Below are 24,113 nucleotides of genomic sequence, written 5' to 3' on the forward strand. Positions count from 1 at the left end.
CTAGTCCGCCCCCGCACCGGGCGCGGGCTCCGAGACCGGGCCGGAACCGGAGCCGGACGTGGGCTCCGAGTCCTGGCCGGCCCCTGTGCCGCTTGTGGGCTCCGAGCTTCCGCTCGGCTCCGAACCGGTCGTGGACTCCGTGCCAGGCGACGACCCGGCATCCGGCGAGGACCCGGTTGAGGACTCGGTTGAGGACTCAGGCGAGGACTCGGCAGACGCTTCGGGTGAGGACTCGGGAGACGCCTCGGGTGACGATTCGGGAGACGCCTCAGGTGAGGACTCAGGCTCCGGGGTGGAGGAGCGAGGGACGACCGGCGGGCACGCGCCCAGCGCCGACTTCGGCCGCCCCCGCACGACGCTGCCCACCGCCCGATCCAATGCGCAGATGAACCAGACCCCTTCCTCGTTCGTGTAGACCGCCCGCGCGTACGCGGCCCTGGCAGCCGCGACATCCCCCCGGCACAGGTGCACCCCGGCCTGGAACAGCGGCACGGTCAGCTCCGACCGGAAGCCTTGCCGGGACCCGTCGAGCAGGGCCTGAGCCTCGTCGCACCTCCCCATCGACAGCGCCTCGTAGACCTTCCCCTCGCTTTCGTCCACCGCGGTCTCCCCCACCGGCAGCGTGAAGTCGTACCGGGTCTTGCGCTTGCCCGGCGGCCGGCTGGAGGCGCGGGACTGATCCTCGCCGTCACCCGCCCCCACCACACGGCCGCCATCCTCTTCCGAGGAAGAGGACGAGGAGGAGGAGGAGCCGGGCGCGTTGAAGACGCCGCCGCCGCAGCCGGTCGCGGCGAGGCAGGACATGAGGGCGAGGGCGGCCGTCCAGGTCTTCATGGCTCGTGACGCTAGGAGGCGGGCCACGGCAGGGCATGAGTATCCCCTACTCAATTCGGCTCAGCGGTAGGCGGTGGCCTGGAGGGTGTAGAGGTCGGCGTAGAGGCCGTTGAGGGACATGAGGGTGTCGTGGTCGCCCTGTTCGGTGATGGTGCCGTGGTCGAGGACGTAGATGCGGTCGGCGTAGCGGACGCTGGCCAGGCGGTGGGTGATGAGCAGGACGGTGCGGCCGTCGGCGTGGTGGCGGATGCGTTCGAAGAGGGCGTGTTCGGCGCGGGCGTCGAGGGCGGCGGTGGGTTCGTCGCAGATGAGCAGGTCGGCGTCGCGGTGGAAGCCGCGGGCGACGGCGATGCGCTGCCATTGGCCGCCCGATAGTTCGTGGCCGTCCTTGAAGCGGCGGTCGAGCAGGGTGCGGTAGCCGTGCGGGAGGGCGGCGATGACCTCGTCGGCGCCGGCGACCGCGGCGGCGGCGTGCAGGGCGGGTTCGCCCTTGCCGGTGCCCATGGTGATGTTGTAGCGGGCGGTCAGCGGCCAGCGGGTGTGGTCCTGGGCGATGACGGCGGTGCGGGAGCGGAGGGCTTCGGGGCTGACCTGGCGCAGGTCGGTGTCGTCCCAGTGGACGGTGCCGGTGTCGGGTTCGTACAGGCCGGACAGGATCTTGGCCAGGGTGGTCTTGCCGGAGCCGTTCTCGCCGACGAACGCGATCACCTCGCCCTGCTTGATCTCGATCGAGACGCCCCGCAGGGCGGGGGCGGCGGCGCCGGGGTAGGTGAAGGTCACCTCGGACGCGGTGACGCACTCGAAGCCCTCGGGGACGGGGGCCGGGCGCGGGACGGTCAGGCGGCGCTCGGCCTCGGCGCAGAAGTCCAGGAAGTCGGTGAAGTAGAGGCCCTCCTCGTAGAGGCGGTTGGTGGCGTACATGAGGTTGCCGAGAGAGGTCTGGCCCGAGCGGATGGCCAGGACGGCGGTGCCGGCCACGGCCAGCGGGATGGCGGCGACGGCGAGCAGGATGCCGAGCGCGAGGTAGACGAGCGCCGTGCCGAGGCCGCCGAGCGCCTCCCCTACGAGCCTGGCCGCCATCTGGCGGCGGGCCAGGCCGAGCATGACGTCCTGCTCGGCCTTGGCCACCGCGTCGTACATGCGCAGCAGGAAGCCGCGCATGGTGAACGCGCGGACCTCGGCGGCCGGCTCCCGCTCGGCCAGCAGCTGGCCGATGATCCACTTGCGGCGGCGGGCCGGGATGAGCGCGTACATCGTGGAGTAGCGCATGCGGGCGCTGCGGACGGCGGCCCAGGCGTCGGGGAGCACGGCCAGGAGGAGGAGCGGGAGCAGGACCGGGTGCAGGACGCCAAGCACGCCAGCGGCTGCCACAATGCCGACGGCGGCGGTGACCGTGTCGACGGCCGACGCCACCACCGAGCCGGCCATGGACACGCCGCGGCTGCCGGCACGTTCCATGGCGTCGTGGAAGTCGGGGTCGTCGTAGGCGGCGAGCTCGACCTGGCTGGTCAGGCCGTACAGGCGCTCCTCGGTGAGGCGGGCGATCTGCGGGGTGAGGCGTGACTGGGCCCAGCCCGCGCCGGCCTGCGTCGCCGTGCGCAGCACCGCGGCGCCGCCGACGAGGGCGAGGCCGGGCAGGGCGGCCATGACGCGGTCGGGCGTGGGGCCCTCGCTGAACAGGGCGGTCAGCACGCCGGTGGTGGCCAGCAGGCCGAACGCGGTGAAGACACCGCCGAGCAGGTTGAGCGCGACCGTGGCCAGGGCGTCGCGCGGGCTGGCCTGCCAGGCCATCCGCATCGCCTGGCCGACGAGCGAGGGGAGCCTTCTGGCGATGGTCAGGAAGCCGACCTCCGCCATCTTGTCGGTGTGGGCGTACCAGGAGGAGAAGGAGATCTCGCCGAGTTCGAGTGGCTCGTTCTGCATGCACTGAGTGTGCACGTGACCACCGACAGTTTCCGGAGCCGGGCCGGGGGCGGTGCCCGTGTAAGTTTCACGGCTTGTTGACTGCCGATTTGAACGTTGTAATACTCCCCACGGTCAAGCCGCCGTTCCCACCCCACCCTCCTACATCAGAGCAGCTCAGAGGCTTGACAGATGATGAATCGATTCAGGGCCCGACCCCAGGAGCGGAGTATGCGAAGCAGCAGCAAGCCCAGGAAACTCGGCCTGATGGCCGGCCTCACCGCGATGGCGCTCGTGGTGGCCCCGCTGCCGGCCCCGGCCGGCGCCGCGACGGCCGCGCTCGCGTGCGGCGACGGCTCGTACAACGCGGAGGCGGTGCTCAGCGGCGGCACCTGGACCGCGCGCAACGGCAGCAGGACGGTCTACACGGGAAGCAGCATGTTGTCCGCCATGCAGGCCGCGGTGGGCAGCCTCACCGCCGGCCGCACCTCGAAGCAGCGGGTCGTGGTGCGCGGCTCCGGCTCGATGAGCGCCGGCTCGCGGCTCTCCCTGCCGAGCTACACGGTGCTGGACGTCTGCGGCACCGTGAACGTGACCGGCTCGGGCTCCGGCGACCAGGCCGTCGTGTACGCCAGAGGAGTCACGGACGTCGAGGTCCAGCACCTCAACGTCACCGGCGCCCCGCTCTACGGCATCTTCGTGCGCAACGGCGTCAACGTCACGCTCGGCCAGATCGACCTGCGCCTGTCCAGCGGCCTCGGCATCCGGATCGACAACCACGGCGACCGCAGCGTGCGCACCAGGAACGTGCGCATCGACAACGTCTACGTCTCCGGCACCAGCACCCACGGCGTGGAGACGTACGGCGTGGACGGCCTGACCGTCGGCACCGTCACGGCCCGCAACACCGGCCACTCCGGCCTGCTGCTGAACGACACCATCAACGCCACGGTGAACACGGTCGACGCCCAGGGCGCCGGCACCGGCACCGGCTACGCCGCCTTCCGCATGGCCAACAGGAACGGCCGGATCGGCAGCTCGTACCCCACGAACGTCCGCGTCGGCCGGGTGATCGCGCGGGGCGGCGGGCGCGGCGTCTTCTGCGTCTCGGAGAGCGGCGGCGCGGTCATCGACCGGGTGGACATCGCGCAGACCGGTAACAACTCCATCCTCATCGAGAACTGCTACAACGTGAACATCGCCGCCCAGGGCGGCACGGTGACGGGCCCCGGCGACATCCGGCTCGCGGCCCGCTCGGAGTTCCCCAACACCTCCGACATCGTCATCCAGAACCTGACGGTGACGAACTCCGCCATCACCGAGAACCCCTGCGGCGTCAACACGACCTTCAGGAACAACACGCTGGTCAACAGCCGGCAGACGATCTGCTGAGTGGCCATATCACCGCGATAGGGGCAAATTGCTACGTCTCCGGGACGAGGGGGTGCGCATACCGTCACAACACCCCCAACTCCTGGAGGAGGCCCCGTGTCAAGACCTCTCCGCATCATGCTCTCCGTCGTCCTGAGCCTGGCGTTCCTGCTGGTCACCGCGCCCGCTCAGGCCACCGCCCTGGTCACCGTGCTCAGGTACGACGCGAGCCGGGCCGCCGAGTTCAGCGCCACGATCGACCAGGCGGCCCAGGTCTGGAACGCCAACGTGGTGAACGTCCGGCTCGTCCGCGGCACGCCCGCCCACTTCGTCGTGTACGCCGACAACGGCTGGCCCCGGGCCCTGCCCACCAGCCTGGGACGGGGCACGATCTGGATGGGCCGCCAGGCCGTCAACCAGGGCTACTACCCGCTGCGGATCGCCACCCACGAGATCGGGCACATCCTCGGCCTGCCGGACCGGCGCACCGGGCTCTGCTCCGATCTGATGTCGGGCTCCAGCGCGCCCGTGAGCTGCAGGAACGCGACACCCAGCGCTGCCGAGCGGGCCGCGGTCGATCGCAACTTCGCCGGTGGCACGCCGCAGGTGGAGTTCGGGCGGCTGTACGAGGAACGGTAGGGAACCGCCCGGCCGGTGGTGCGGTGCCCGCGCCACCGGCCGGGGCCGCGTTCAGGCGCAGGTGTATCCGGACGGCAGCGAGGTGTCGCCGTTCGGTCGGGTGCCCTGGAAGCCGAACGACGCGCTCGCGCCCGGCCCCAGCGAGCCGTTGTGCCCCACGTCGCGGACCGTGACGTTCTGGCCGGACGTGGAGAACGTGCCGTTCCAGCCACCGCTGATCGTGTGGCCGGGCGGCAGGGTGAAGGTGACGGTCCAGCCGGTGCGCGGCGCGGTGCCGGTGTTGGTCACCGTGACCTGGATGACGTACCCGGTGTTCCACTGGCTCTGCGTGGACGGGGTCGCCGTGCACCCTCCGCCCGTGCCGCCGCCGGTGGTGGTCAGCGTGACCGTGCCCGAGCGGGGCGAGCGGTTGCCGGCCGCGTCCCTGGCGTAGACGGCGAACGTGTAGGAGGTGTTCGCGGTCAGGCCGGTGAGCGAGGCGGAGGCGGTGGCGGAGGTGGTCGTCACCGTCTCGGCCGTGCCCTGTAAGCGGACCACGTCGTAGCCGGTCACGCCCACGTTGTCGGTGGCGGCCTGCCAGGTCAGGGTGGCCGAGGAGGAGGTGACGGCGGAGGCGGCGGGCGTGCCGGGCGCGGTGGGCGGGCTGGTGTCCTCCTCGCCGGACGGCTCGTACGTCAGGCCGTACCCCTGCGCGAACAGCGGCGTCTTGCCGTCACCCGCGTTGATCGGCTGCTGGGAGGCGCTGCTCATCCACGTCATCGGCAGCTTCCCCGTCGGCTGGGCGGCGCCGAACAGCACGTCGGCCACGCCCTGCCCCTCGGTGCCCGGCAGCCAGGCGGCCACCAGCGCGTTCCAGCCGGAGAGCTGGGAGGCGATGTCCATGGGGCGGCCGGAGACGAGCACCACGATGACCGGGACGCCGGAGGCGCGCAGGGTGGCGATGGTGTTCAGGTCGGCGGTGTCCAGGCCGAGGCCGCCGGGGCGGTCGCCCTGGGTCTCGGCGTACGGGGTCTCGCCGACGACGGCGATGGCGGCCCGGTAGGAGCCGTCGATGCCGCTGCCGTCGCGGCTGTAGGTGACGGTGGTGCCGGAGCCCACGGTGTTCCTGATGCCCTGAAGGATGGTGGTGCCGGTCGTGATGTTGCCCGACGAGCCCTGCCAGGAGATCGTCCAGCCGCCGCTCTGGTTGCCGATGTCGTCCGCGCTCTTGCCGGCCACGAAGAGCTTGCCGCCGGTCCTGGCCAGCGGCAGCACGTTGCCCGCGTTCTTCAGCACGACCTGCGACTTGGCGACCGCCTCGCGGGCCAGCGCCCGGTGCGCCGCGCTGCCCACGGTCGAGGTGTACGACCGGTCCGTGCGCGGCTTCTCGAACAACCCGAGCTCGAACTTCTTGGTCAGCACGCGGCGTACGGCGTCGTCCACGCGCGTCGTGGTGACCCGCCCGGCCTGCACCTCGGCCCGCAGCAGGTCGAGGAAGCGCCGCCACTCGACGGGCACCATGAACATGTCGATGCCGGCGTTCACGGCGGTGCGCACGTCCTGCGCCGAGGTGCCGGGGGCGCCGTCGATCTGGTCGATGCCGTTCCAGTCGGAGACCACGAACCCGTCGAAGCCCAGCTCGCCCTTGAGCACCGTGGTGATCAGGTGCTGGTGGCCGTGCAGCTTGGTGCCGTTCCAGCTGCTGAAGGAGATCATCACCGAGCCGACCCCGCGCTCCACGGCCTCCTCGAACGGCGGCAGGTGGATCGCCCGCAGGTCGCCCTCGGAGAGCTGCGTGTCGCCCTGGTCGGTGCCGTTCGTGGTGCCGCCGTCGCCGACGTAGTGCTTGGCGGTGGCCAGCACGGAGGCGGGGCCGTCGAGCGTGCTGCCCTGCATGCCGGTGATGATGGACGCCATCGACGAGGGCAGGTCGGGCGTCTCGCCGAACGACTCGTACGTGCGGCCCCACCGGTCGTTGCGGGCCACGCACAGGCAGGGCGCGAAGTTCCAGTCGATGCCGGTGCCGGACACCTCCTCGGCCACGGCCCGGCCGATCCGCTCGGCGAGGGCGGGGTCGCGGGTGGCGCCGAGGCCGATGTTGTGCGGGAAGATCGTGGCGCCGTGGACGTTGTTGTGCCCGTGCACGGCGTCCACGCCGTAGATCATGGGGATGCCGAGGGGCGTGGCCAGTGCGGCGTTCTGGTACCTGTCGTACATGTCGGCCCAGCCCGTCGCCGTGTTCGGGGAGGGCGCGGAGCCACCGCCCGACAGCACCGAGCCCAGCCGGTACGTGGTGACGTCCGACTCACTGACCGAGCCGCGCTCGGCCTGGGTCATCTGGCCGAGCTTCTCGTCGAGCGACATCCGGGACATGAGGTCGGCGACCCGGGTGGGCACGGGGAGGGTGGGGTCCTGGTAGGGGAAGGCCGCGACGGCTGCCGCAGGGGGCGCCGCCACCAGACCGGCGGCGAGCACCAGCGCGGCGGCGGTGCTCGTCCATCTTCTGCTCGGGTTGCTCATGGCACGCTGCTCCGCGCTCGGCTCGAAGGGTGTTTTGGGAGCGCTCCCAAACGCACTCTAGGTGACATCTGCCGAGTTTCCCGGGCCTGCACCGCCCGGCGCCCGCCCGATCCGCGAGCACCAGGGAAAACGGGCCGCGATCGGGTGAAAGTTTCAGCACCGCTTTACCGCCCCGCGAGGCGGTGCCGCTCTCCCCGTTTGGAGGGCGCTTACCCGACAGGGGCATGAATCGGTCAGCATTCGATCAACCCCGCTGAAGTCATCCCGGTCACCGGCATGAGCGCCTATATCGTCCCCGATGTCCAAGCAGCACGATCGGCCTCGGGGGATCTCATGTCGGGTGGATGGACACGGCGCGCCCTCCTGCGCGCCGCAGGCGGCGCAGCGCTGAGCACCGGGATCGCCACCGGTCCCGCCGGCCGCGCCGAGGCGGCTCCACGGCACGCGGACCTGCGGGCCCGATGGCGGGCGCTGCTGCTCGGCGAGGGCTTCGACCGGACGGCGGAGCCGTACAGGAGCAGGCTGGCGGAGCTGGGCCGGGCGGCGGCCAGGCACCGGGAGGCGATGAGCCCGCAGCGGGGCGCGCTCTGGCGCGGGCTGCGCTACGCGGACGCGAGCACGCGGCGCGCCGTCGCGTACGCGGGCCCGTCCGGGATCTCGATCACGCAGCACGGCCTCACCTGGACCGGGCCCGCCCGGCGCGGCCCCGCGCCCGCCGGCGACCCCGCCGCGCTCTCCGGGAACCTGCACGAGAGCTTCACCAGGCTCAGGGTGATGGCCGAGGCGTACGCGCAGCCGGGCACCGGCGTGACCGGCGACGCCGAGCTGGGCCGGGCCGTGCTGGCGGGCCTGGACCACCTGCTGGCCGACGTCTACCACCCGGGCACCACCCCGTACGGCAACTGGTGGCACTGGCGGATCGGCGGCCCGCAGGCGCTGCTGGACACGGCGCTGCTGATGTCCGGGCGGCTGACCGGGCGCAGGGCGGCGGCCTGCTGCGCGGCCGTGGACGCGTTCGTGCCGGGCTCGTCGGTGGCGCGGTACGCGGGCAGCAGCACCGGCGCGAACCGGGTGGACCTGTGCCGGGTGCTGGCAGTGCGCGGGGTGCTCGGCGGCCAGACGCATCGGATCCAGCTCGCCAAGGACGCGCTGACCCCGGCGCTGCTCCCCGTCACCGCGGGCGACGGCTTCCACGCCGACGGCTCCTTCATCCAGCACGGCTGCGTGCCCTGCGTCGGGGGCTACGGCGCGGCGCTGTTCAGCGGGGTCGCGATGCTGGGCGCGCTGCTGCGCGGGACGACCTGGGACCTGGACGGGCCCGAGCTGCGGGCCTTCCTCGGCACGGTGGACCAGGCGGTGGCCCCGTTCGTCTACAACGGGCTGCTCATGGACAACGTGTCCGGGCGCGGCATCAGCCGGGGCGGGCAGGACGACCACCTGCGCGCCCAGGGCATGCTCGCCTCGATCGCGCTGCTGGCGGACGTGGCGGGCGGCGAGCACGCGGAACGCTGGCAGGCCATGGTGAAGGGCTGGCTGGAGCGCGGCCGTCCGGTGGCGGACAGCCCGTCGCTGGGCGTCGCCCGTACGGCCCGGCTCCTGGCCGTGTCCGGCTCGAAGGTGCGGGCGGCGGCCGAGCCGGTGGGGCACCGGCTGTTCGCCGGCATGGACCGCGCGGTCCACCGTCGGCCCGGCTGGGCGGCCTCGGTGAGCATGGCGTCGCGGCGGGTGGCGCACTACGAGTACGGCAACGGCGAGAACGCGCGGGGCTGGCACACGGGCGCCGGATGGTTGTCGTGGTGGGGCGACGGGTTCGGCGAGGAGCAGTACACCGACGCGTTCTGGGCGACGGCGGACCCGTACCGGCTGCCGGGGATCACGGTGTCCACCAAGCGGCTGGCGGACGGCGAGGGCGGCGCGTGGGCGCTGCCCCGGCCGGACGTGACGTGGGTGGGCGGCGCGACGGACGGCGAGTTCGCCGCGGTGGGGCAGGACCTGCGGGGGCTGGGCGGCACGATGGCGGCCAGGAAGGCGTGGTTCTTCCTGGACGACTGCGTGGTGTGCCTGGGGGCGGGCATCACCTCCGCCGACGGGGTGCCGGTGGAGACCGTGGTGGACAACCGCAACCTGGGCGCGCGCGGCACGGCCACCGTCCGGGTGAACGGCGACCGGTGGAACGAACGGGACGGGAAGGAGGGCACGTGGGCGGAGGCCGCGCGGGAGCGGAAGGCCGACGTCTCCTGGATGCACGTGCCCGGCCACGCCGGCTACGTCTTCCCCTCCCCCACCGACGTGAACCTCCTGATGGAGGAGCGGACCGGCTCGTGGCGGGACGTCAACGCCGGCGGCTCGCCCGACCGGATCACCCGCCGCTACCTGACCATGTGGCTGGACCACGGCACCGACCCGGCCGGCGCGAGCTACGCGTACCTGCTCATGCCCGGCGCCACCGCCGAGGCCACCCGCGCCAGGGCTGCGGCCAAGGGCCGGGTGGAGATCCTCGCCAACACCCCGTACGCGCAGGCGATCAGGGTGCCCGAGCTGGGCCTTACGGCGGCGAACCTGTGGGCGCCCACCCGCGTGGGCCCGCTCGCCGCCAGCGTCCCCGCCTGCGTGCTCATCCGCGAGCGCGCCGACGGCACCGCGCACGTGTGCGTCTCCGACCCGGCCCGCGCGGCGGCCGGGCTCTCGCTCACCTGGGACCGCCCGGTACGCGAGGTGATCTCCGCGGCCCCGTCCGTCACCGCCGCCGGCACGGGCGGCTCGCTCCGCCTGACGTTCGGCGACCTGCGAGGCGCGGCCGGGGCGACGCAGCGGATCGCCGTCTCCCTCGCGTAATCCAAACCGGATTCAGCGTGGCGGTGTGACCAGCGCCGACAGCAGGCGGTCGGCCTCCGCGGCGATGCCGGGCAGGTCGGCCGCCGGTTCCTTCGACCGGGCCAGCAACATGCCGCCCTCGCACAGCGCGCCGAAGACGAGCTGCGCGCGGGCGTCCAGGTCGCCGTCCGGCGCCAGCCCGGCGGCCACGGCCATGCGCAGCCCATCGCGCAGGATGCGCAGCATGTGGTCGTGCTCGATCTCGCGAACGGTCTCCCACCCGAGCACCGCCGGCGCGTCCAGCAGCACGATCTGCCGGAACCCGGGATCCAGGCAGTGCTCCAGGAAGGTCCGGCAGCCGCGCCGCAGCGCCGCCCACACGTCGTCCTCCTCGGCGGCGATGGCCAGCAGCTTGGCGTCCACCGCCTCCAGCTCGGCCACGAAGGCCGCGCGGAACAGCTCCGCCTTGCCGCCGAAGTGGTGGTAGGCAGCCCCCTTGGTCACCCCGGCCGCGGCGGCGACGGCGTCGATCGAGGTCGGCGCGTATCCGGTGGCTCCGAACCGCTCCCGCGCGGCCTCCACCAGCCGCCCGGTGGTCTCGTCCGAGCGCTCTGCCTGGGTACGGCGGATCATCGTGCTCCCATTGACTTACATACTCGCGGTACGTAACTTCGAACACAGTTACGTACGCCGAGTATCCCAATGAGGAACACTCATGTCACCACCGCACATCGCCGTCTACGGCGCGACCGGGCACACCGGGCGCCTGGTGGTCGCCAACCTGCGCAGCCGGGGCCTGGAGGTCACCCTGGCCGGCCGCGACGGCAACAGGCTCAAGACCATGTCCGAGGAGCTGAGCGGGACCCTCGTGCACGAGGCCGCGCTCGACGAACCCGCCGCGCTGCGCGACCTCGCGGGCTCGGCGGACGTGCTGATCCACTGCGCGGGCCCGTTCACGGACACCGGCAGGGCGCTGGCCACGGCCGCCGCCGAGGCCGGCTGCCACTACGTGGACCACGCCCTGGAGCAGCACCACACGAAGTGGATGTTCGACACGATGCAACGGCCCGCGCGCGAGGCGGGCCTCACCATGGTCACGGCCATGAGCTTCTACGGCGGGCTGGGCGACCTGCTCGCCGGGGCGGCGGCCTCCGGCATGACGGGGATCGACCGGGTGATCACCGCGTACTCGGTGACCGGCTGGCGCCTGACCACGGGGGCCAGGAAGACCGCCGAGCTGCTGTTCGCCGACACCCGGCGGATCACCTACAGCGACGGGGCCGAGCACGTCGGCTACGTCGAGCCGCGCAACGCCGTCTTCCCGTTCCCGCCGCCGCTGGGGCCGCGCACGATGATCGCGCCCGTGCCGTTCCCCGAGGTCGTCACGGTGCCCAGGCACGTCGCGGCACGGCAGGTCGAGGCGCAGCTCACGGCGCACACGTTCGAGGAGGAGCAGGCGTTCACCAGCGAGCACGTGGACGCGGCCACCAGAGCGGGCTCCCGCTTCACGGTCGCCGCACAGGTGATCACGCAGGACGGCAACCGGGCCGGCCAGGCGCGCGGGCACGACCTGTGGCGGATGAGCGCGCTGGCCTCCGTCGAGGCCGCCGTCCGGCTCGCGGACGGCAGGGGCCCCGGCCCCGGCGTCTTCGGCCCGGCCGAGGCGTTCCCCGCCGAGCCGTTCCTGCGCGACCTGGAGCGGCTCGGGCTGTTCAGGCTCACATTGCAGGAGGAGAGATGATCCTGGTCACCGGAGCGGCCGGCGGGCAGCAGGGCTCGACCGGGCGGCGCGTCGTGGAGCTGCTGCTGGCTCGCGGCGAGAAGGTGCGCGCGTTCGTGCGCTCCGACGACCATCGGGCCGCCGAGCTGCGCAAGCTCGGCGTGGACGTGGTGGTGGGCGACCTGCGCGAGATCTCGGCGGTCCGGCCCGCCCTGCGCGGGATCAGGCGGGCGTTCTTCACCTACCCGGTGACGGCGGGCCTGCTGGACGCGACCGCCGCGTTCGCCGCCGCCGCCAGGGAGGAGGGGGTGGAGCGCGTCGTCGAGGTGTCGCAGCTCGACGCCCAGCCCGCGGCCGGCACGCCGCGGATGCGCCGGCACTGGCTGTCGGAGCAGGTCTTCGACTGGGCCGGAGTGGGCGCGGTGCACCTGCGGGCGGCGGTGTTCTTCGAGAACCTGGCCGTCGTCGCGGCCGCCGCGGGCCGGCTGGCGCTGCCGCTGGGCCCGCCCTCGACGCGGATCCCGCTGGTCGCGGCCGACGACGTGGCCGCGGTGGGCGCGGGGCTGCTGCTCGATCCGGCCCCGGTCGATCCGGTGTGCCTGCTGACCGGGGAGATGTCCACCGCCGGGGAGGCGGCGCAGGCGCTCGGCGTCGAGTACGCGGACCTGCCGCCCGAGGAGTGGGAGGCGGGGGCGATGGACGTGTACGGGGACCCGTACGCGGTCGAGCACCTCACGAACCTGTGGGCGATCTTCCGCGCCATCGGCACCGGCGACCACCCGCTCTACCGGGTCACCGACACCATCGAGCGCCACGGCGGCCGGCCGCCCACGACGCTGCGGGAGTTCGCCGGGGGTTGAGCCGGCCTGACGAGCACGTTCCAGGGCTCGGTGACCGACCCGCCCGGACAACGGAGAACCCCCGGCCGCGGGGCCGGGGGTTCTTCATGTCACGGGGATCAGCCGGTGTAGCCGACCGCCGTGTAGTCGTAGTACTTGTAACCGCGCGCGCCCCAGTTGGCGAGCGTCTTCTTCACGCCCCAGATGTCAGGACGCTGGTACAGCGGGATGGTGTGCACCATGTCCCAGACGAGCTTGTCGGCGGCGTTGGCCTTCTCGATGGCCTTGGCCGGGTCCATCTCGCTCACGGCCTCCTCGATGGCGGCGTCCACGGCCGGGTCGCTGGCCTTGGGGAAGTTGCTCTCGGAGCCGGTCTTGTAGATCTGGGGCAGGCTGCCGATCGGCAGCGGCGTGCCGATCCAGGAGAACGGCACCAGGTCGAAGTCACCCTTGATGATGAAGTCGTTGAAGAACTTGTCATCGGGGACCGGGCGGATCGTGATCTTGATCCCGGCCTCCTTGAGCATCGCCTGGGTCAGCTCGCCCTCGGTCTTCGCGGTGGCGACGCTGGCCGGGATGACGAAGTCGAGCGCGAACTCCTTGCCGTCCTTCTTGCGGTACTCGCCTTCCTGCTTCCAGCCGGCCGCGTCGAGCAGCTGCTTGGCCTTCTCCAGGTTGTACTTGCCGAGGTCGCCGGAGTTGTCGACGTAGCCCTTGTGGTTGTTCATGAAGACGTGGTTGCCGAGCGTCTGCAGCGGCCACTCCATGTCCTTCAGGTCGGACTGCGTGATCACGTCACGGTTGATCGCGTACGCGATCGCGTGCCGGACCGACTTGTCCTTCAGGAACTCGCTGGAGTTGTTGACCGTGATGTGCCGCCAGTTCGGGCTGAGCGCCTTGCGGATCTCCGCGTTCGGCACCTGCTTGGCCCGCTGCAGGTTGGCCGGGTTCCCCGCCTCGATGTAGGCGGCGTCCAGCTCGCCGTTGGCGAAGGCGTTCACCTCGGCCGAGGCGTCGGCGATGGTCCGGAAGATGATCTTGTCGAGCTTGGCCTTCCGGCCCCACCACTTGTCGTCACGCACGAGGGTGAGGGTCTTGGTGCCCTCGTCGATGCTCTCGACCTTGAAGGGACCCGCGGTGGCGGGGATCTTCTGGTTGTAGTCCTTGTCGAACGCGTCGGGCGTCTCGAGGTGCGCGGCGGGGATGAGGTGCGCGGTGCCCCGGTTGAACAGGCCCTGCCACTCCGGGTACGGCTTGGCGAAGGTGATGATGCCGACCTTGTCCGAGTCGCCCTTCTTCACCGACTCGATCCGGTCCCAGCCGTCGGTGGAGGCCGGCTTGTACTTCTTGTCCTTGCCGTTCATGGCCTTCCAGGAGGCCTCGAGGTCCTTCCAGGTCATCGGCGTGCCGTCGGACCAGGTGGCCTTCTCGTTGATGGTGTAGGTGACGACCTGCTTGCCGTCCACCATCTCGTTCTTCACGTCCGTGACGTAGTCGGCGTTCGGCGTGAACTCGGCGTTCTCGTCGGCCATCATGAGCTGCGGCAGGACGGGGTCGAGCATGGTCGCCGTGTCCGCCTGGTTGCCGTCCACGTGGTACGGGTTCCACTGGGTCGGCCACTGGCCGATCGCCACGGTCAGCGTGCCGCCATCCTTGACCTGCTCGTAAGGCACCTCGTTGATGGCGATGGCCGGGGTCTCCGCCATCTGCTGCTGCGCCTGCTGCGACTTCTCGGCGGTCGGCTGCTTGCTCTCGGAACCGCCACCGCCACACGCCGCCACGGCCATGGCCAGGACCGCCAGCCCAGCGGCCGCACGGTAATGAACCTTCACTCTTCCTCCTGATTGTCCGAGGCCGTGATGACCTCGATCTCCTCCGCGTAGTGGCAGGCCGCGCCGTGGTCGACGGTGTTGGCCAGCCGGGCCACCGAGGGCTCCTCCTCCACACACAGCCGCCGCTCCGCCTCACTGAGCCGGGCGAACTTCGGGCAGCGGGTGCGGAACCTGCATCCGGACGGCGGGTCCGCCGGGCTGGGCAGGTCGCCTTCGAGCAGGATGCGCTTGCGGGTGCGCTCCATCTCGGGATCGGGCAGCGGGATCGCCGACAGCAATGCCTGCGTGTACGGATGCGCGGGGTGGTCGTAGACGCTCTCGACCGCCCCGATCTCCGCGATCCTGCCCAGGTACATGACGGCCACCCGGTCGGCCAGATGTCTGACGACGGCCAGGTCGTGCGCCACGAACAGATAGGACAGGCCCAGCCTGTTCTTCAGCTCCTCCAGCAGGTTGATCACACCCGCCTGGATGGAGACGTCCAGCGCGGACACCGGCTCGTCCAGCACCAGCACCTTCGGTTCCAGCGCCAGCGCGCGGGCGATGCCGATGCGCTGCCGCTGGCCGCCGGAGAACTGCTGCGGGTAGCGCTCGGCGTGCTCCGGCGCCAGCCCGACCAGTTGCAGCAGCTCCGCGACCTTGTCCTTGACGTCCTTCTTGCCGTGCGCGCGCAGCGGCTCGGCGATGATGTCGCCGACCGGCATGCGCGGGTCGAGCGCGGCCATCGGGTCCTGGAAAACAATCTGCAGGTCCCCGCGCAGCGCCTTGCGCGCCGCCCTGTCCAGCTTGGCGCTGTCCTTGCCGAGCACGACCACGCGCCCGCCCTGCGGCGGCTCCAGCTGCATGATCTGCTGCAGCGTGGTGGTCTTGCCGCAGCCGGACTCGCCGACCAGGGCCAGGGTCTCGCCCTGGGCGATGTCGAGGGTGATGCCGTCCACCGCGTACACGGTGCCGACGCGGCGCTTGAAGATCGCGCCCTTCATCAGCGGGTAGTGCCGCTTCATGTCGTCGAGCTCCAGCACGGTGGCGCGCTCGGCGCGCGGCACCCGTACGACGTCGCTCGCCGGGATGACCGGCACCGGGAACACGTCCGCGCCGGACAGGCCCTTGTGCTCGATCTCGTGCGCGCGGATGCAGGCCACGTGCCGCCCGCCGGTGATGGGGATCAGCGGCGGCTCCTCGTCATCGCACATGTCCACCTTCATCGGGCAGCGCGGCGCGAACGGGCAGCCCGGCGGCAGCGCTGCCGGCGAGGGCGGGTTGCCCTCGATCGGCACCAGCGCGCCCTCCTCGCCGTCGATCCTCGGGATCGAGGCGAGCAGACCCATGGTGTACGGCATCCGCGGCCGGTAGTAGATGTCGTCCACGGGGCCCTGCTCGACGGGCCGGCCCGCGTACATGACGAGCACCCGGTCGGCCATGCCCGCGATGACGCCCAGGTCATGGGTGATCATCACGATTCCGGCGCCGGTCTCCTGCTGCGCGGTCTTGAGCACCTCCAGGACCTGCGCCTGGATGGTCACGTCCAGCGCGGTGGTCGGCTCGTCGCAGATCAGCAGGTCGGGGTCGTTGGCGATGGCCATGGCGATCATCGCGCGCTGCCGCATGCCGCCGGAGAACTCGTGCGGGAACGCCTTGGCCCGCAGGTTCGGGTTCGGGATGCCGACGAGGTCGAGCAGCTCGACGGCGCGCCTGGCCGCCTTGTCCTTGGCCAGCTTCTGGTGCACGCGCACGGCCTCGGCGATCTGGTCGCCGATGGTGTAGACGGGAGTGAAGGCCGACAGCGGATCCTGGAAGATCATGCTGATGGCCTTGCCGCGGACCTTGACCAGGTCCTCCTCGCGCCTGCCGAGCAGCTCCTGCCCGTGCAGCATGACCGAGCCGCTGACCACGGCGTTCTTCGGCAGCAGGCCCATGACGGCCAGCGACGTCACGGACTTGCCCGAGCCGGACTCGCCCACGATGCCGAGCACCTCGCCGCGCTCGACCTCGTAGCTGACGCCGCGCACGGCCTCGATGCCGCCGGGGAAGGTGACGTTGAGGTCCCTGACCTCCAAGATGCTCACGAGTTGCTCCCCGGGTCGAGTGCGTCACGCAGGCCGTCGCCGATCAGGTTCACGCTGAGCACCAGGGCGACCAGCAGGCCCGCGGGGAAGGCGAACAGCCAGGGGTAGCCGGTGGCGTTGCGCGAGCCCTCCGCGATCAGCGTGCCGAGCGAGACGTCCGGCGGCTGGATGCCGAAGCCGAAGAAGGACAGCGCCGCCTCGCCGATGATCGCGCCACTGACGTTGAGCGTGGCGTCGATGATCAGCAGGGAGGACAGGTTCGGCACGATGTGCCGCAGGATGATCTTCCAGCGCGGGATGCCCATGTAGACGGCGGCCAGCACGTACTCCCGCTCGCGGAGCGAGAGCGTCATGCTGCGCACCACCCTGGAGGTGATCATCCAGGAGAACGCGGCCAGCAGGGCCACGAACCACAACCACGACGCGCCCTCCCTGAGCCGGGGCGAGACGATCGCGATGATCAGGAAGCTCGGCAGGACGAGCAGCAGGTCCACGCCCCACATGAGCACCCGGTCCACCCATCCGCCGAAATATCCGGCGAACGCGCCGACGATCGCGGCCAGGCCGGTGGAGATGAGGGCGACCAGCAGGCCGATCACGATCGACTTCTGCATGCCGCGCAGGGTGACCGCGTACATGTCCTGGCCGATGGCGGTCGTGCCCCACCAGTGGTCGGCGTCGGGGGCGGACATGAAGGCCATGAAGTCCTTGTCCGTCCAGTCGTACGCGCCGAAGAAGGGCCCCACGTACGCCAGCGCCACCAGCAGGATCAGGGCGACGAAGCCATAGCGGGCCTGCCTGTTGCGCACCAGGCGCCTGAAGACGACTTTCGATCGCATCTCAGCTCACCCGCACCCGAGGATCGAGGGCCGCCACCAGCACGTCGGACAGGAACGAGGCGACCAGGATGCACACGGCGGCGAAGAACGTCACCGCGGCGACCGAGTTCACGTCGTTCTGGTTGATCGAGTCCACGAGCCAGGCGCCCATGCCGTGCCAGGAGAAGATCTTCTCCGTGAACGTCGCGCCCGTGAACATCGTCCCGAACGCGAAGGCGAAGTACGTGGCCGAGGGGATCAGCGCGGTCCGCAGCGCGTGCTTGAACAGCGCCGTCCTGCGCCGCAGGCCCTTGGCCATCGCGGTCCGCACGAAGTCCTGGTTCAGCACGTCGAGCATCATGTTGCGCTGGATCCGGCTGTAGAAGGCGATCGAGCCGAGGCTGAGCGAGATCGTCGGCAGGATGAGGTGGTTCAGCCGGTTGACGAACTGGTCCCAGCCGGACAGCCGCGGGTTGTACTCGCCGGTGTACTCGATGAGCGTGAACCCCAAGCCTCTGTTCAGGTTGTACGTGCCGATCGCCAGCAGCGTGGCCAGCACGAACACGGGGATCGCCATGATCACGAAGGAGCTGACACCGATTAACCGGTCACTGAGCTTGTACTGCTTCACCGCGGAGAACGCGCCCAGCCCCACGCCCACGGCGAAACCGAGCAGCGTGCCGATGAGCAGGAGCCGCAGGCTCACCATGATCCGCCGGCCCATCTCCGCGTTGACGGAGCCGCCGTTCCAGGTCTTGCCGAAGTCTCCGGTGACGACGCCCGAGGCCCAGGTCGCGTAGCGCTGGAGCACGGGAGTCTTGTCGTTCAGGTTGTAGTCATCAAGTGTGGCGTCGATGACCTCTTCGGCCACCGGGGGCTGGCGCCCCTCGTACGCGGCCCGCGGGTTCATGGTGGTGGCCGCGAGCATGTACGCCAAACTGGCCGCGATGGCGACCAAGATCACATTTATTGCCAACCTGCGGAGCAGGTACTTACCCATCACTCTCCGTTCGCGCTGACCGGGGGCGCAACCTTCCTGTGGCGGAGAGGCGCCCCCCGCAACGAAAACCCACCTCGCATCGTGAAATGGCAACACGATGTCGGGATGGCGATCAGGGCGCAATATATAAGCAAAAATATAACAGCAGGAAACGGGACTATATAACGGTAAGGTCACCTACAATAGATCGACATGAGGCTCTCGGCCTCCCGAAAACCGGGCTCGACCTGCGGAAACGCCGCTTACCAGAGACCCATGAGACCGCTCCCATATGCCTCTGTGTCACAGAATCCGGACATAAATTGCGAGGCCGACAAAGCCCTCCATATCATATTGACTTGGTGACGTGTACGCGGGTCAGCCGTTCACCGGGGCCCGCGCCGATCCCGTGCCCAGGGCGGCGCGCAGGAAGAAGTCCTCGCCGCCCACCTGGCCGCCCTTGAGCGCCACCTCCAGCCCGTCGCAGGCGGGGTCGTCCGCGGCCAGCACGCACACCGGCCCGCCGACAGCCAGCGTGCCGGCCACGTCCAGGGCCCGGGCGCCGAGCGCCGCCACGACCTGGCCGGAGGTGTCGCCGCCCGCCACCACCAGCCGCCGCACCAGCCCGGCCCGCACCGCCGCCGCGGCCACCCGGCCGAGCAGCTCGCCGACGCCCGCCGGGTCGCGGGACGGGCCGCGCGTCGACTGCACGATGGTGTGCCGGCCCTCGCGCAGGCTCGCCTCGGCGTGCGCGATCGCGTCGGGCCCGCCGGCGTCCAGCACGGCCCAGCCCGCCCGCTCGGCCGCGTCGATCTGCCGCGCGGTGACCGGCGAACGGCTCCCCGACACCACCAGCACCGGCCCGGCCGCACCGAGCACCACGCTGCCCACGGGCAAGGGCCTGTTGGCGGCCAGAGCCGAGGCGAGGGCGTAGCTGAGGCCGCCTGAGCCGACGCAGTACAGGGGACTCAGGTCCCGCGCGTCCGCGATCATGAGGGCGCCGAGGGCGCGCAGGTGCTCCTCGGTCATGGCGTCCGCGACGAAGGCCGCGTCCCCGCCCCGCGCCCGGTACGCCTCCCGCGACGCCCCCGCCGGCAGCCACCCCGTGCGGCCCGCCCCCTGCTCGCCCAGCCGCACCCGCAGATCGGCCTCGGTGGCCGGGGTGACCGGATGGTCCCGGGCCGGCGGGTGGCGGTCGAGCCTGACCACCTCGTCCCCCGCCCGCACGAAGTGGTTGGCGAACCACGTGTACCGCCCGAACTCCGGCTGCGCGGCCAGCACGGGCACCGCGCTCCGGGCCAGCCCCTCGCGGTGCAGGGCGGCGACGACCGCCCCGATGCTGCCGGACGCGGGCGAGGAGTCGAACGTCGAGCAGACCTTGTACTGGACGGCCAGCGGCCCGAGCGCCGCCACGGCCCTGAGGGCGGGCAGCGCCGACGCCACCGGGTCGGCCGACGCCCGGGCGGTGGTGGCGACGCCGATGACGTCGTCCCGATCGTGCAGGTACGCGACGTCCGTGACGAGCGACCCGCTCAGCCCGAACCGCCGGAACTGCCACAACGCGTCCGTCGCGCCGGTGAAGTCGTCGGCCACGAAGGCGACCAGCGTCACCGGGCCACCACCCCGCCGAAGTGCTCCAGCGCCCGGACCAGCTCCGGCGAGTCCACCTCGTGCAGCGGCACGCCCGCGGCCGTCGCCGCCCACGCCTGCCGGATGCTCGTGATCCCGGCCGCCGGCCCGTCCGGGTGGCCGAGCACACCCCCGCCGGCCAGCACCAGCAGGTCCTCGGTCCCCGTACGCTCCAGCGTGACCGGCGCGGTCCCCGCCCACTGCGCCGACGACAGCACCGGCAGGCAGGGGAACCCGCCGAGCAGCGGCGTACGCACGGCCTCGACCATCGCCGCCACGTCGTCGTCGGTGACGTAGAACTTGCTGTGGAACCCCCCGCAGTGCAGGTGGTCGATCCCGGTGAGCCGGGCCAGCTTCTGGTAGGCGACGTGCCCGATCCCCAGCCCCGCGTGCCTGGCCAGCGCCCCGATGCCGGTGACGTGCGCGTGGATGGGCACCCTGGCGTGCCTGCGCAGCATGGCCACGGCCGGGAAGCCGACGACGTTGAGGTTGACCATGACGCAGGTCCCGCCGGCGGCCACGACCAGGTCGTGGTTGCGCAGCATGCGGTCGGGCTCGTCGCTGATGTTGAAGGCGTACATGGGCCGCCGCCCCGTACGCCGCTCCACCTCGTCGAGCGCGGCCGTCACGGCCCGGACGCGCTGCGGCAGGGGCGCGGGCGGGCAGTCGGCGTTCACCTCGTCGTCCTTGATGAAGTCGGCCCCTGCCAGCCCCAGCTCCAGCACCAGGTCCACGTAGTCGGACGGGCGCAGGCCGACGTTGGGCTTGACGATCGTGCCGATCAGCACCCCGGACGGCCGCCCGACGAGCCGCCGGGTGCCGTCCACGGCGAACCCCGCCGGCAGGTACGCGTCCCCGAACGCGGCGGGCAGCTCCAGGTCGACCAGCTTGAGCCCGGCCAGCTCGCGCAGCTCGTAGAGGTTGCCCGCGACCACGGGGAAGAGGTTGGTCAGCGACGGCCCGGTGTTGTCCAGCGGGAAGCCGATGCGGACGAGGGCGGCGTGCAGCGGCTGGTCGCCGCGCGAGCCCGGCAGGGCCTCGGTGATCGGGGCGGGGATCTCGGTCATGTCGAGCACGACCGCGCTGTGCCGGGCGCGCAGCTCGTCTGTCTCGCCGGCGACGCTGACGAACGTGCCGGTGCTCTGCTCCCCCGCGATCGCGCTCACGGCCTGCTCCAGCGGCAGGCGGGTCACCACCTGGTACGTCGCCACGGTCAGGTCACGCATGCAGCTCCTTCGCCAGGTGCTCCATGGCCAGGGGCGGGCTGGCCAGGACGGGGACGGGCACCTCGACCGTCCCGGCCACCCGCGCCATCGACGCCTGGGCCAGCACGATCACGTCCACCTGCCCGCCCAGCTCGCTCAGCGCCCCGGCCACGCGGGCGTCGTGGGTGGCGGCGTCGCCGCTCATCAGCGCCTCGAACGCCCCCTCGCACAGCCGGGCCTCCAGCGAGATCTCCGCCCCGGCGGCGAGGGCGCGCCGCCGTACGAGGTCGGCGGTCGGTTCGAGGGTGGTGGACAGGGTGGCGAGCACGCCGACGCGGCGGCCGAGCGCGACCGCGCTGTCGGCCATCGGCCGGTCGACGCGGAGCACGGGCACGCCGGTCAGCGGCTCGGCGGCCTCCACGGCAGGGCCGATCGAGGAGCAGGTGACGAGGATGTGCGAGGCGCCGGCGGCCTCGGCGGAGCCGATGTGGCCGGCGACGCGGCGGGCGGTGGCGGGGGTGAGCCGGCCCGCGGCGATGGTGTTCTTGATCAGGCTGTCGTCGACGATGTTGAACGTCTCGACGCCGGGCAGGTGTCGCGCGCACAGCTCGGCGAACACCGGCACCAGCGTGGCCGAGGTGTGGACGAGTCCGAGGGTTGCCGTCAAGGCCGCTCCATCCGGGGTTGGGTGAACAGGTCGTGCCAGACCTGGAAGTGGTCGTCGCTGGCCTGCCCGGCGGCGTCCGCGTCGCCGGCGAGCAGCGCCTCGTACAGGGGCCGGTGGGCGGCCACCGACACCTCCTTGTCGCGGGGGTGGGTCTTCAGCCGGTCGCGGCGCTGGCGGACGGCGCGGAAGAGCACGCCGGTCATCGCGTCGGCGAAGAAGGTGAGCGCGGGGTTGCCGGTGGCGTGCAGCAGCGCCTGGTGGAAGGCGAAGTCGGCGCGGTCGATGTCCTCGGCCGTGGCGGCGGCCTCCATGTCGGCCAGGGCCCTGCCGACGTGGGCGACGGCGACCGGGTCGCCCTTGCGCGCGGCCTCCCTGGCGGCCTGGCGTTCGAGCGCGACGCGTACGGAGTGCAGGGACTCGATGCTCAGGTGGCTGGCCGACAGGGCCAGGTCGAGCGCCGCCTCCAGCCCTTGCGGGTCGAGCCGCTGGACGTACGTGCCGGAGCCCTGGCGCCTGCTCAGCACGCCGAACGCGTCGAGCAGCCGCAGGCGGTCGCGCAGCGCGGTGCGGCTGACGCCGAGGCGCTCGGCCAGCTCGCGCTCGGGCGGCAGCCTGGCGCCCTCGCCGAGGTCCCGGATCAGCCCGGACAGAGCGTCGGAGACGGGGTCGACGGCGATCACCTCGATTGGTCGTACCATTCACCGGAATGGTACGACCAAAGTACCGAAATGTCACTTCATCAGATGAAGGGTCTAGGAAAACGGGCGCGCGCGGGATAGCGTGCGGAGCCGTGGCAACTGATCCCCAGAGGGACTCGGCCAGGAATGTCCAGGTCGTGCAGGCCCTCGGCGCCCGCATCGTCGGCGGCTCGCTCGCCCCCGGCACGTCCATCCCCATCGAGGAGGAGCTCGTCGGCGAGCTCGGCGTGGGCCGCTCCGCGGTGCGGGAGGGCGTCAAGGTGCTGGCCGGCAAGGGCCTGCTGGAGACCAGGAGGAGCGCGGGCACGATCGTGCGCCCCCGCGAGTCCTGGAACCTGCTCGACGCCGACGTGCTGAGCTGGCGCTTCGAGCCCGAGCCCCGGCCCGAGGACATCAGGGTGCTGGCCGATCTGCGGGTCGCGCTGGAGCCCGGGGCGGCCAGGGTGGCGGCCGAGCGGGCCGACGCCGCGGCCGTCCGGCGCATCGACGAGGCCCTGGCCGCGCTGTACGCCACCGCCGACGACCCCGAGCCGTTCATCGAGGCCGACCTGGCCTTCCACCAGGCGGTGTTCGCCGCCGCCGACAACGACCTCCTGCTCTACGTCTACGACATGATCAGCATCGCCCTGCGGTCCGTGCGCCAGGTGCACACCCGCTCGGTGGCGCACAACAAGGAAACGCTGCCCGGCCACGAACGCGTGGCCCAGGCGATCAGGCGCCGCCACCACCGCAAGGCCGAGGAGGCCATGCGCACGGTGGTCGAAGTGGCCCGCGCCGACGCCGAGCAGCATGCCAGTGATCTGGCACGTCTCTGCTGTTAGCTGGAAAGGCTCCCCTTGGACGTCCTCCTCGAGGTCGATGGCCCCGTGGCCGTCGTCACCCTCAACAGACCCGCCAAGCTGAACGCGATCACCCCCGACATGGCCGCCGCGCTGCGTGCCTGCCTGACCAGGGTGGACGCCGACCCCGACCTCCGCGTGGCCGTGCTGACCGGCGCCGGTGAGCGCTCGTTCTGCGTGGGCAGCGACATCCGCGAGCTCGACGAGTACGCCACGCCGTGGGAGTTCCGCAACCGCGGCGACTACGGCGACGCCGTCCGCGCCCTGCGCAAGCCGATCATCGCGGCCGTCAACGGCTACGCCTACGGCGGCGGCCTGGAGCTGGCCATGGCCTGCGACATCCGGCTGGCCGCCGAGACGGCGACGTTCGCGGCACCGGAGATCAAGCTGGGCTGGATCGGCGGCAGCGGCCAGTCGGCGCTGCTGGCCCACGCCGTCGGGCCGGGCAACGCGGCCACCATGCTGCTCACCGGCGACCCCGTCGACGCCGCCCGCGCCCAGGCGTGGGGGCTCGTCACCGACGTCCACCCGCAGGACGGGCTGCTGAAGGCGGCCAGGACGCTGGCGCACACCATCGCCAAGCGCCCGCCGATCGCCGCCCAGACCGCCAAGGCCAACCTGAAGGCCGCCTACTCGATGCCGCTCGACCAGGCCATCCAGTACGAGCGCGACCTGCAGACCGTCTGCTTCGCCACCGCCGACGCCGCCGAGGGCAGGGCCGCCTTCGCCGCCCGCCGCGAGCCCGTCTTCGAAGGGCGCTGA

Annotated in this window: 19 protein-coding genes; 7 read left to right on the forward strand and 12 right to left on the reverse strand. The window is 71.7% G+C overall.

Translation table 11 applies throughout. From position 1 onward, the window contains the following. Positions 1–834 carry a hypothetical protein gene (locus HD593_RS42905; RefSeq protein WP_185108314.1) on the reverse strand — a complete coding sequence of 278 codons (834 nt, stop codon included), beginning with the start codon at positions 832–834 and terminating at the stop codon, positions 1–3. A 60-nt stretch (positions 835–894) separates the two neighbouring features. Beyond that, positions 895–2,757, reverse strand: coding sequence for an ABC transporter ATP-binding protein (locus tag HD593_RS63895; RefSeq protein WP_185108316.1), 1,863 nt, complete (start codon positions 2,755–2,757; stop codon positions 895–897). 210 nt (positions 2,758–2,967) lie between these two features. On the opposite strand from HD593_RS63895, the gene HD593_RS42915 reads away from it, so the two are divergent. After that, complete coding sequence (locus HD593_RS42915) at positions 2,968–4,128, forward strand: right-handed parallel beta-helix repeat-containing protein (protein WP_185108318.1); 1,161 nt, start codon at positions 2,968–2,970, stop codon at positions 4,126–4,128. 96 nt (positions 4,129–4,224) lie between these two features. Next, on the forward strand, positions 4,225–4,746 hold the full coding sequence (locus tag HD593_RS42920) for a snapalysin family zinc-dependent metalloprotease (RefSeq protein ID WP_312904129.1): 522 nt from the start codon (positions 4,225–4,227) through the stop codon (positions 4,744–4,746). A 51-nt stretch (positions 4,747–4,797) separates the two neighbouring features. Here the strand turns inward: HD593_RS42920 and HD593_RS42925 are convergent, their stop codons facing one another. Then, the gene (locus HD593_RS42925) at positions 4,798–7,245 is read right to left on the reverse strand and encodes a glycoside hydrolase family 3 N-terminal domain-containing protein (protein ID WP_185108320.1); all 2,448 of its coding nucleotides are present in this window, start codon (positions 7,243–7,245) and stop codon (positions 4,798–4,800) included. A gap of 333 nt (positions 7,246–7,578) precedes the next feature. Here HD593_RS42925 and HD593_RS63900 point away from each other — a divergent pair, with 333 nt between their 5' ends. Continuing rightward, complete coding sequence (locus HD593_RS63900) at positions 7,579–10,080, forward strand: polysaccharide lyase 8 family protein (protein WP_185108322.1); 2,502 nt, start codon at positions 7,579–7,581, stop codon at positions 10,078–10,080. A 12-nt stretch (positions 10,081–10,092) separates the two neighbouring features. Here HD593_RS63900 and HD593_RS42935 read toward each other — a convergent pair whose 3' ends face one another. Continuing rightward, a complete protein-coding gene (locus HD593_RS42935) occupies positions 10,093–10,692 on the reverse strand; it encodes a TetR/AcrR family transcriptional regulator (RefSeq protein WP_185108324.1) in 600 nt (199 codons plus the stop codon). Between the two features lie 82 nt (positions 10,693–10,774). Here HD593_RS42935 and HD593_RS42940 point away from each other — a divergent pair, with 82 nt between their 5' ends. Both HD593_RS42940 and HD593_RS42945 read left to right on the forward strand, forming a co-directional pair. After that, positions 10,775–11,800, forward strand: coding sequence for a saccharopine dehydrogenase NADP-binding domain-containing protein (locus HD593_RS42940; RefSeq protein ID WP_185108326.1), 1,026 nt, complete (start codon positions 10,775–10,777; stop codon positions 11,798–11,800). After that, on the forward strand, positions 11,797–12,639 hold the full coding sequence (locus HD593_RS42945) for an NAD(P)H-binding protein (protein ID WP_185108328.1): 843 nt from the start codon (positions 11,797–11,799) through the stop codon (positions 12,637–12,639). The genes HD593_RS42940 and HD593_RS42945 overlap by 4 nt, the downstream gene beginning before the upstream one ends. 98 nt (positions 12,640–12,737) lie before the next feature. Here the strand turns inward: HD593_RS42945 and HD593_RS42950 are convergent, their stop codons facing one another. From HD593_RS42950 to HD593_RS42985, 8 genes are all read right to left on the reverse strand, one after another. After that, positions 12,738–14,450, reverse strand: a complete 1,713-nt coding sequence (locus HD593_RS42950; protein WP_185108330.1) for an ABC transporter family substrate-binding protein — start codon at positions 14,448–14,450, stop codon at positions 12,738–12,740. Next, positions 14,447–16,516, reverse strand: a complete 2,070-nt coding sequence (locus HD593_RS42955; RefSeq protein ID WP_185108332.1) for an ABC transporter ATP-binding protein — start codon at positions 16,514–16,516, stop codon at positions 14,447–14,449. Before HD593_RS42955 ends, HD593_RS42950 begins: the two co-directional genes overlap by 4 nt. Then, positions 16,513–17,355 carry an ABC transporter permease gene (locus HD593_RS42960; protein ID WP_185108334.1) on the reverse strand — a complete coding sequence of 281 codons (843 nt, stop codon included), beginning with the start codon at positions 17,353–17,355 and terminating at the stop codon, positions 16,513–16,515. Before HD593_RS42960 ends, HD593_RS42955 begins: the two co-directional genes overlap by 4 nt. Before the next feature lies 1 nt (position 17,356). After that, positions 17,357–18,334, reverse strand: a complete 978-nt coding sequence (locus tag HD593_RS42965) for an ABC transporter permease (protein ID WP_185108336.1) — start codon at positions 18,332–18,334, stop codon at positions 17,357–17,359. 357 nt (positions 18,335–18,691) lie between these two features. Next, a complete protein-coding gene (locus HD593_RS42970) occupies positions 18,692–19,924 on the reverse strand; it encodes a four-carbon acid sugar kinase family protein (RefSeq protein WP_185108338.1) in 1,233 nt (410 codons plus the stop codon). Further along, the gene (locus tag HD593_RS42975; RefSeq protein WP_185108340.1) at positions 19,921–21,168 is read right to left on the reverse strand and encodes a RuBisCO large subunit C-terminal-like domain-containing protein; all 1,248 of its coding nucleotides are present in this window, start codon (positions 21,166–21,168) and stop codon (positions 19,921–19,923) included. Before HD593_RS42975 ends, HD593_RS42970 begins: the two co-directional genes overlap by 4 nt. Continuing rightward, positions 21,161–21,814, reverse strand: coding sequence for an aspartate/glutamate racemase family protein (locus tag HD593_RS42980; RefSeq protein WP_185108342.1), 654 nt, complete (start codon positions 21,812–21,814; stop codon positions 21,161–21,163). Before HD593_RS42980 ends, HD593_RS42975 begins: the two co-directional genes overlap by 8 nt. Beyond that, positions 21,811–22,512, reverse strand: a complete 702-nt coding sequence (locus tag HD593_RS42985; protein ID WP_185108344.1) for a FadR/GntR family transcriptional regulator — start codon at positions 22,510–22,512, stop codon at positions 21,811–21,813. The genes HD593_RS42980 and HD593_RS42985 overlap by 4 nt, the downstream gene beginning before the upstream one ends. 92 nt (positions 22,513–22,604) lie before the next feature. Here HD593_RS42985 and HD593_RS42990 point away from each other — a divergent pair, with 92 nt between their 5' ends. Together HD593_RS42990 and HD593_RS42995 are read left to right on the forward strand one after the other, a co-directional pair. Then, positions 22,605–23,333, forward strand: coding sequence for a FadR/GntR family transcriptional regulator (locus HD593_RS42990; RefSeq protein WP_185108346.1), 729 nt, complete (start codon positions 22,605–22,607; stop codon positions 23,331–23,333). Between the two features lie 15 nt (positions 23,334–23,348). Next, positions 23,349–24,113 carry an enoyl-CoA hydratase/isomerase family protein gene (locus tag HD593_RS42995; RefSeq protein WP_221525274.1) on the forward strand — a complete coding sequence of 255 codons (765 nt, stop codon included), beginning with the start codon at positions 23,349–23,351 and terminating at the stop codon, positions 24,111–24,113.

This window comes from Nonomuraea rubra, from assembly GCF_014207985.1.
Taxonomy (GTDB): Bacteria; Actinomycetota; Actinomycetes; order Streptosporangiales; family Streptosporangiaceae; genus Nonomuraea; species Nonomuraea rubra.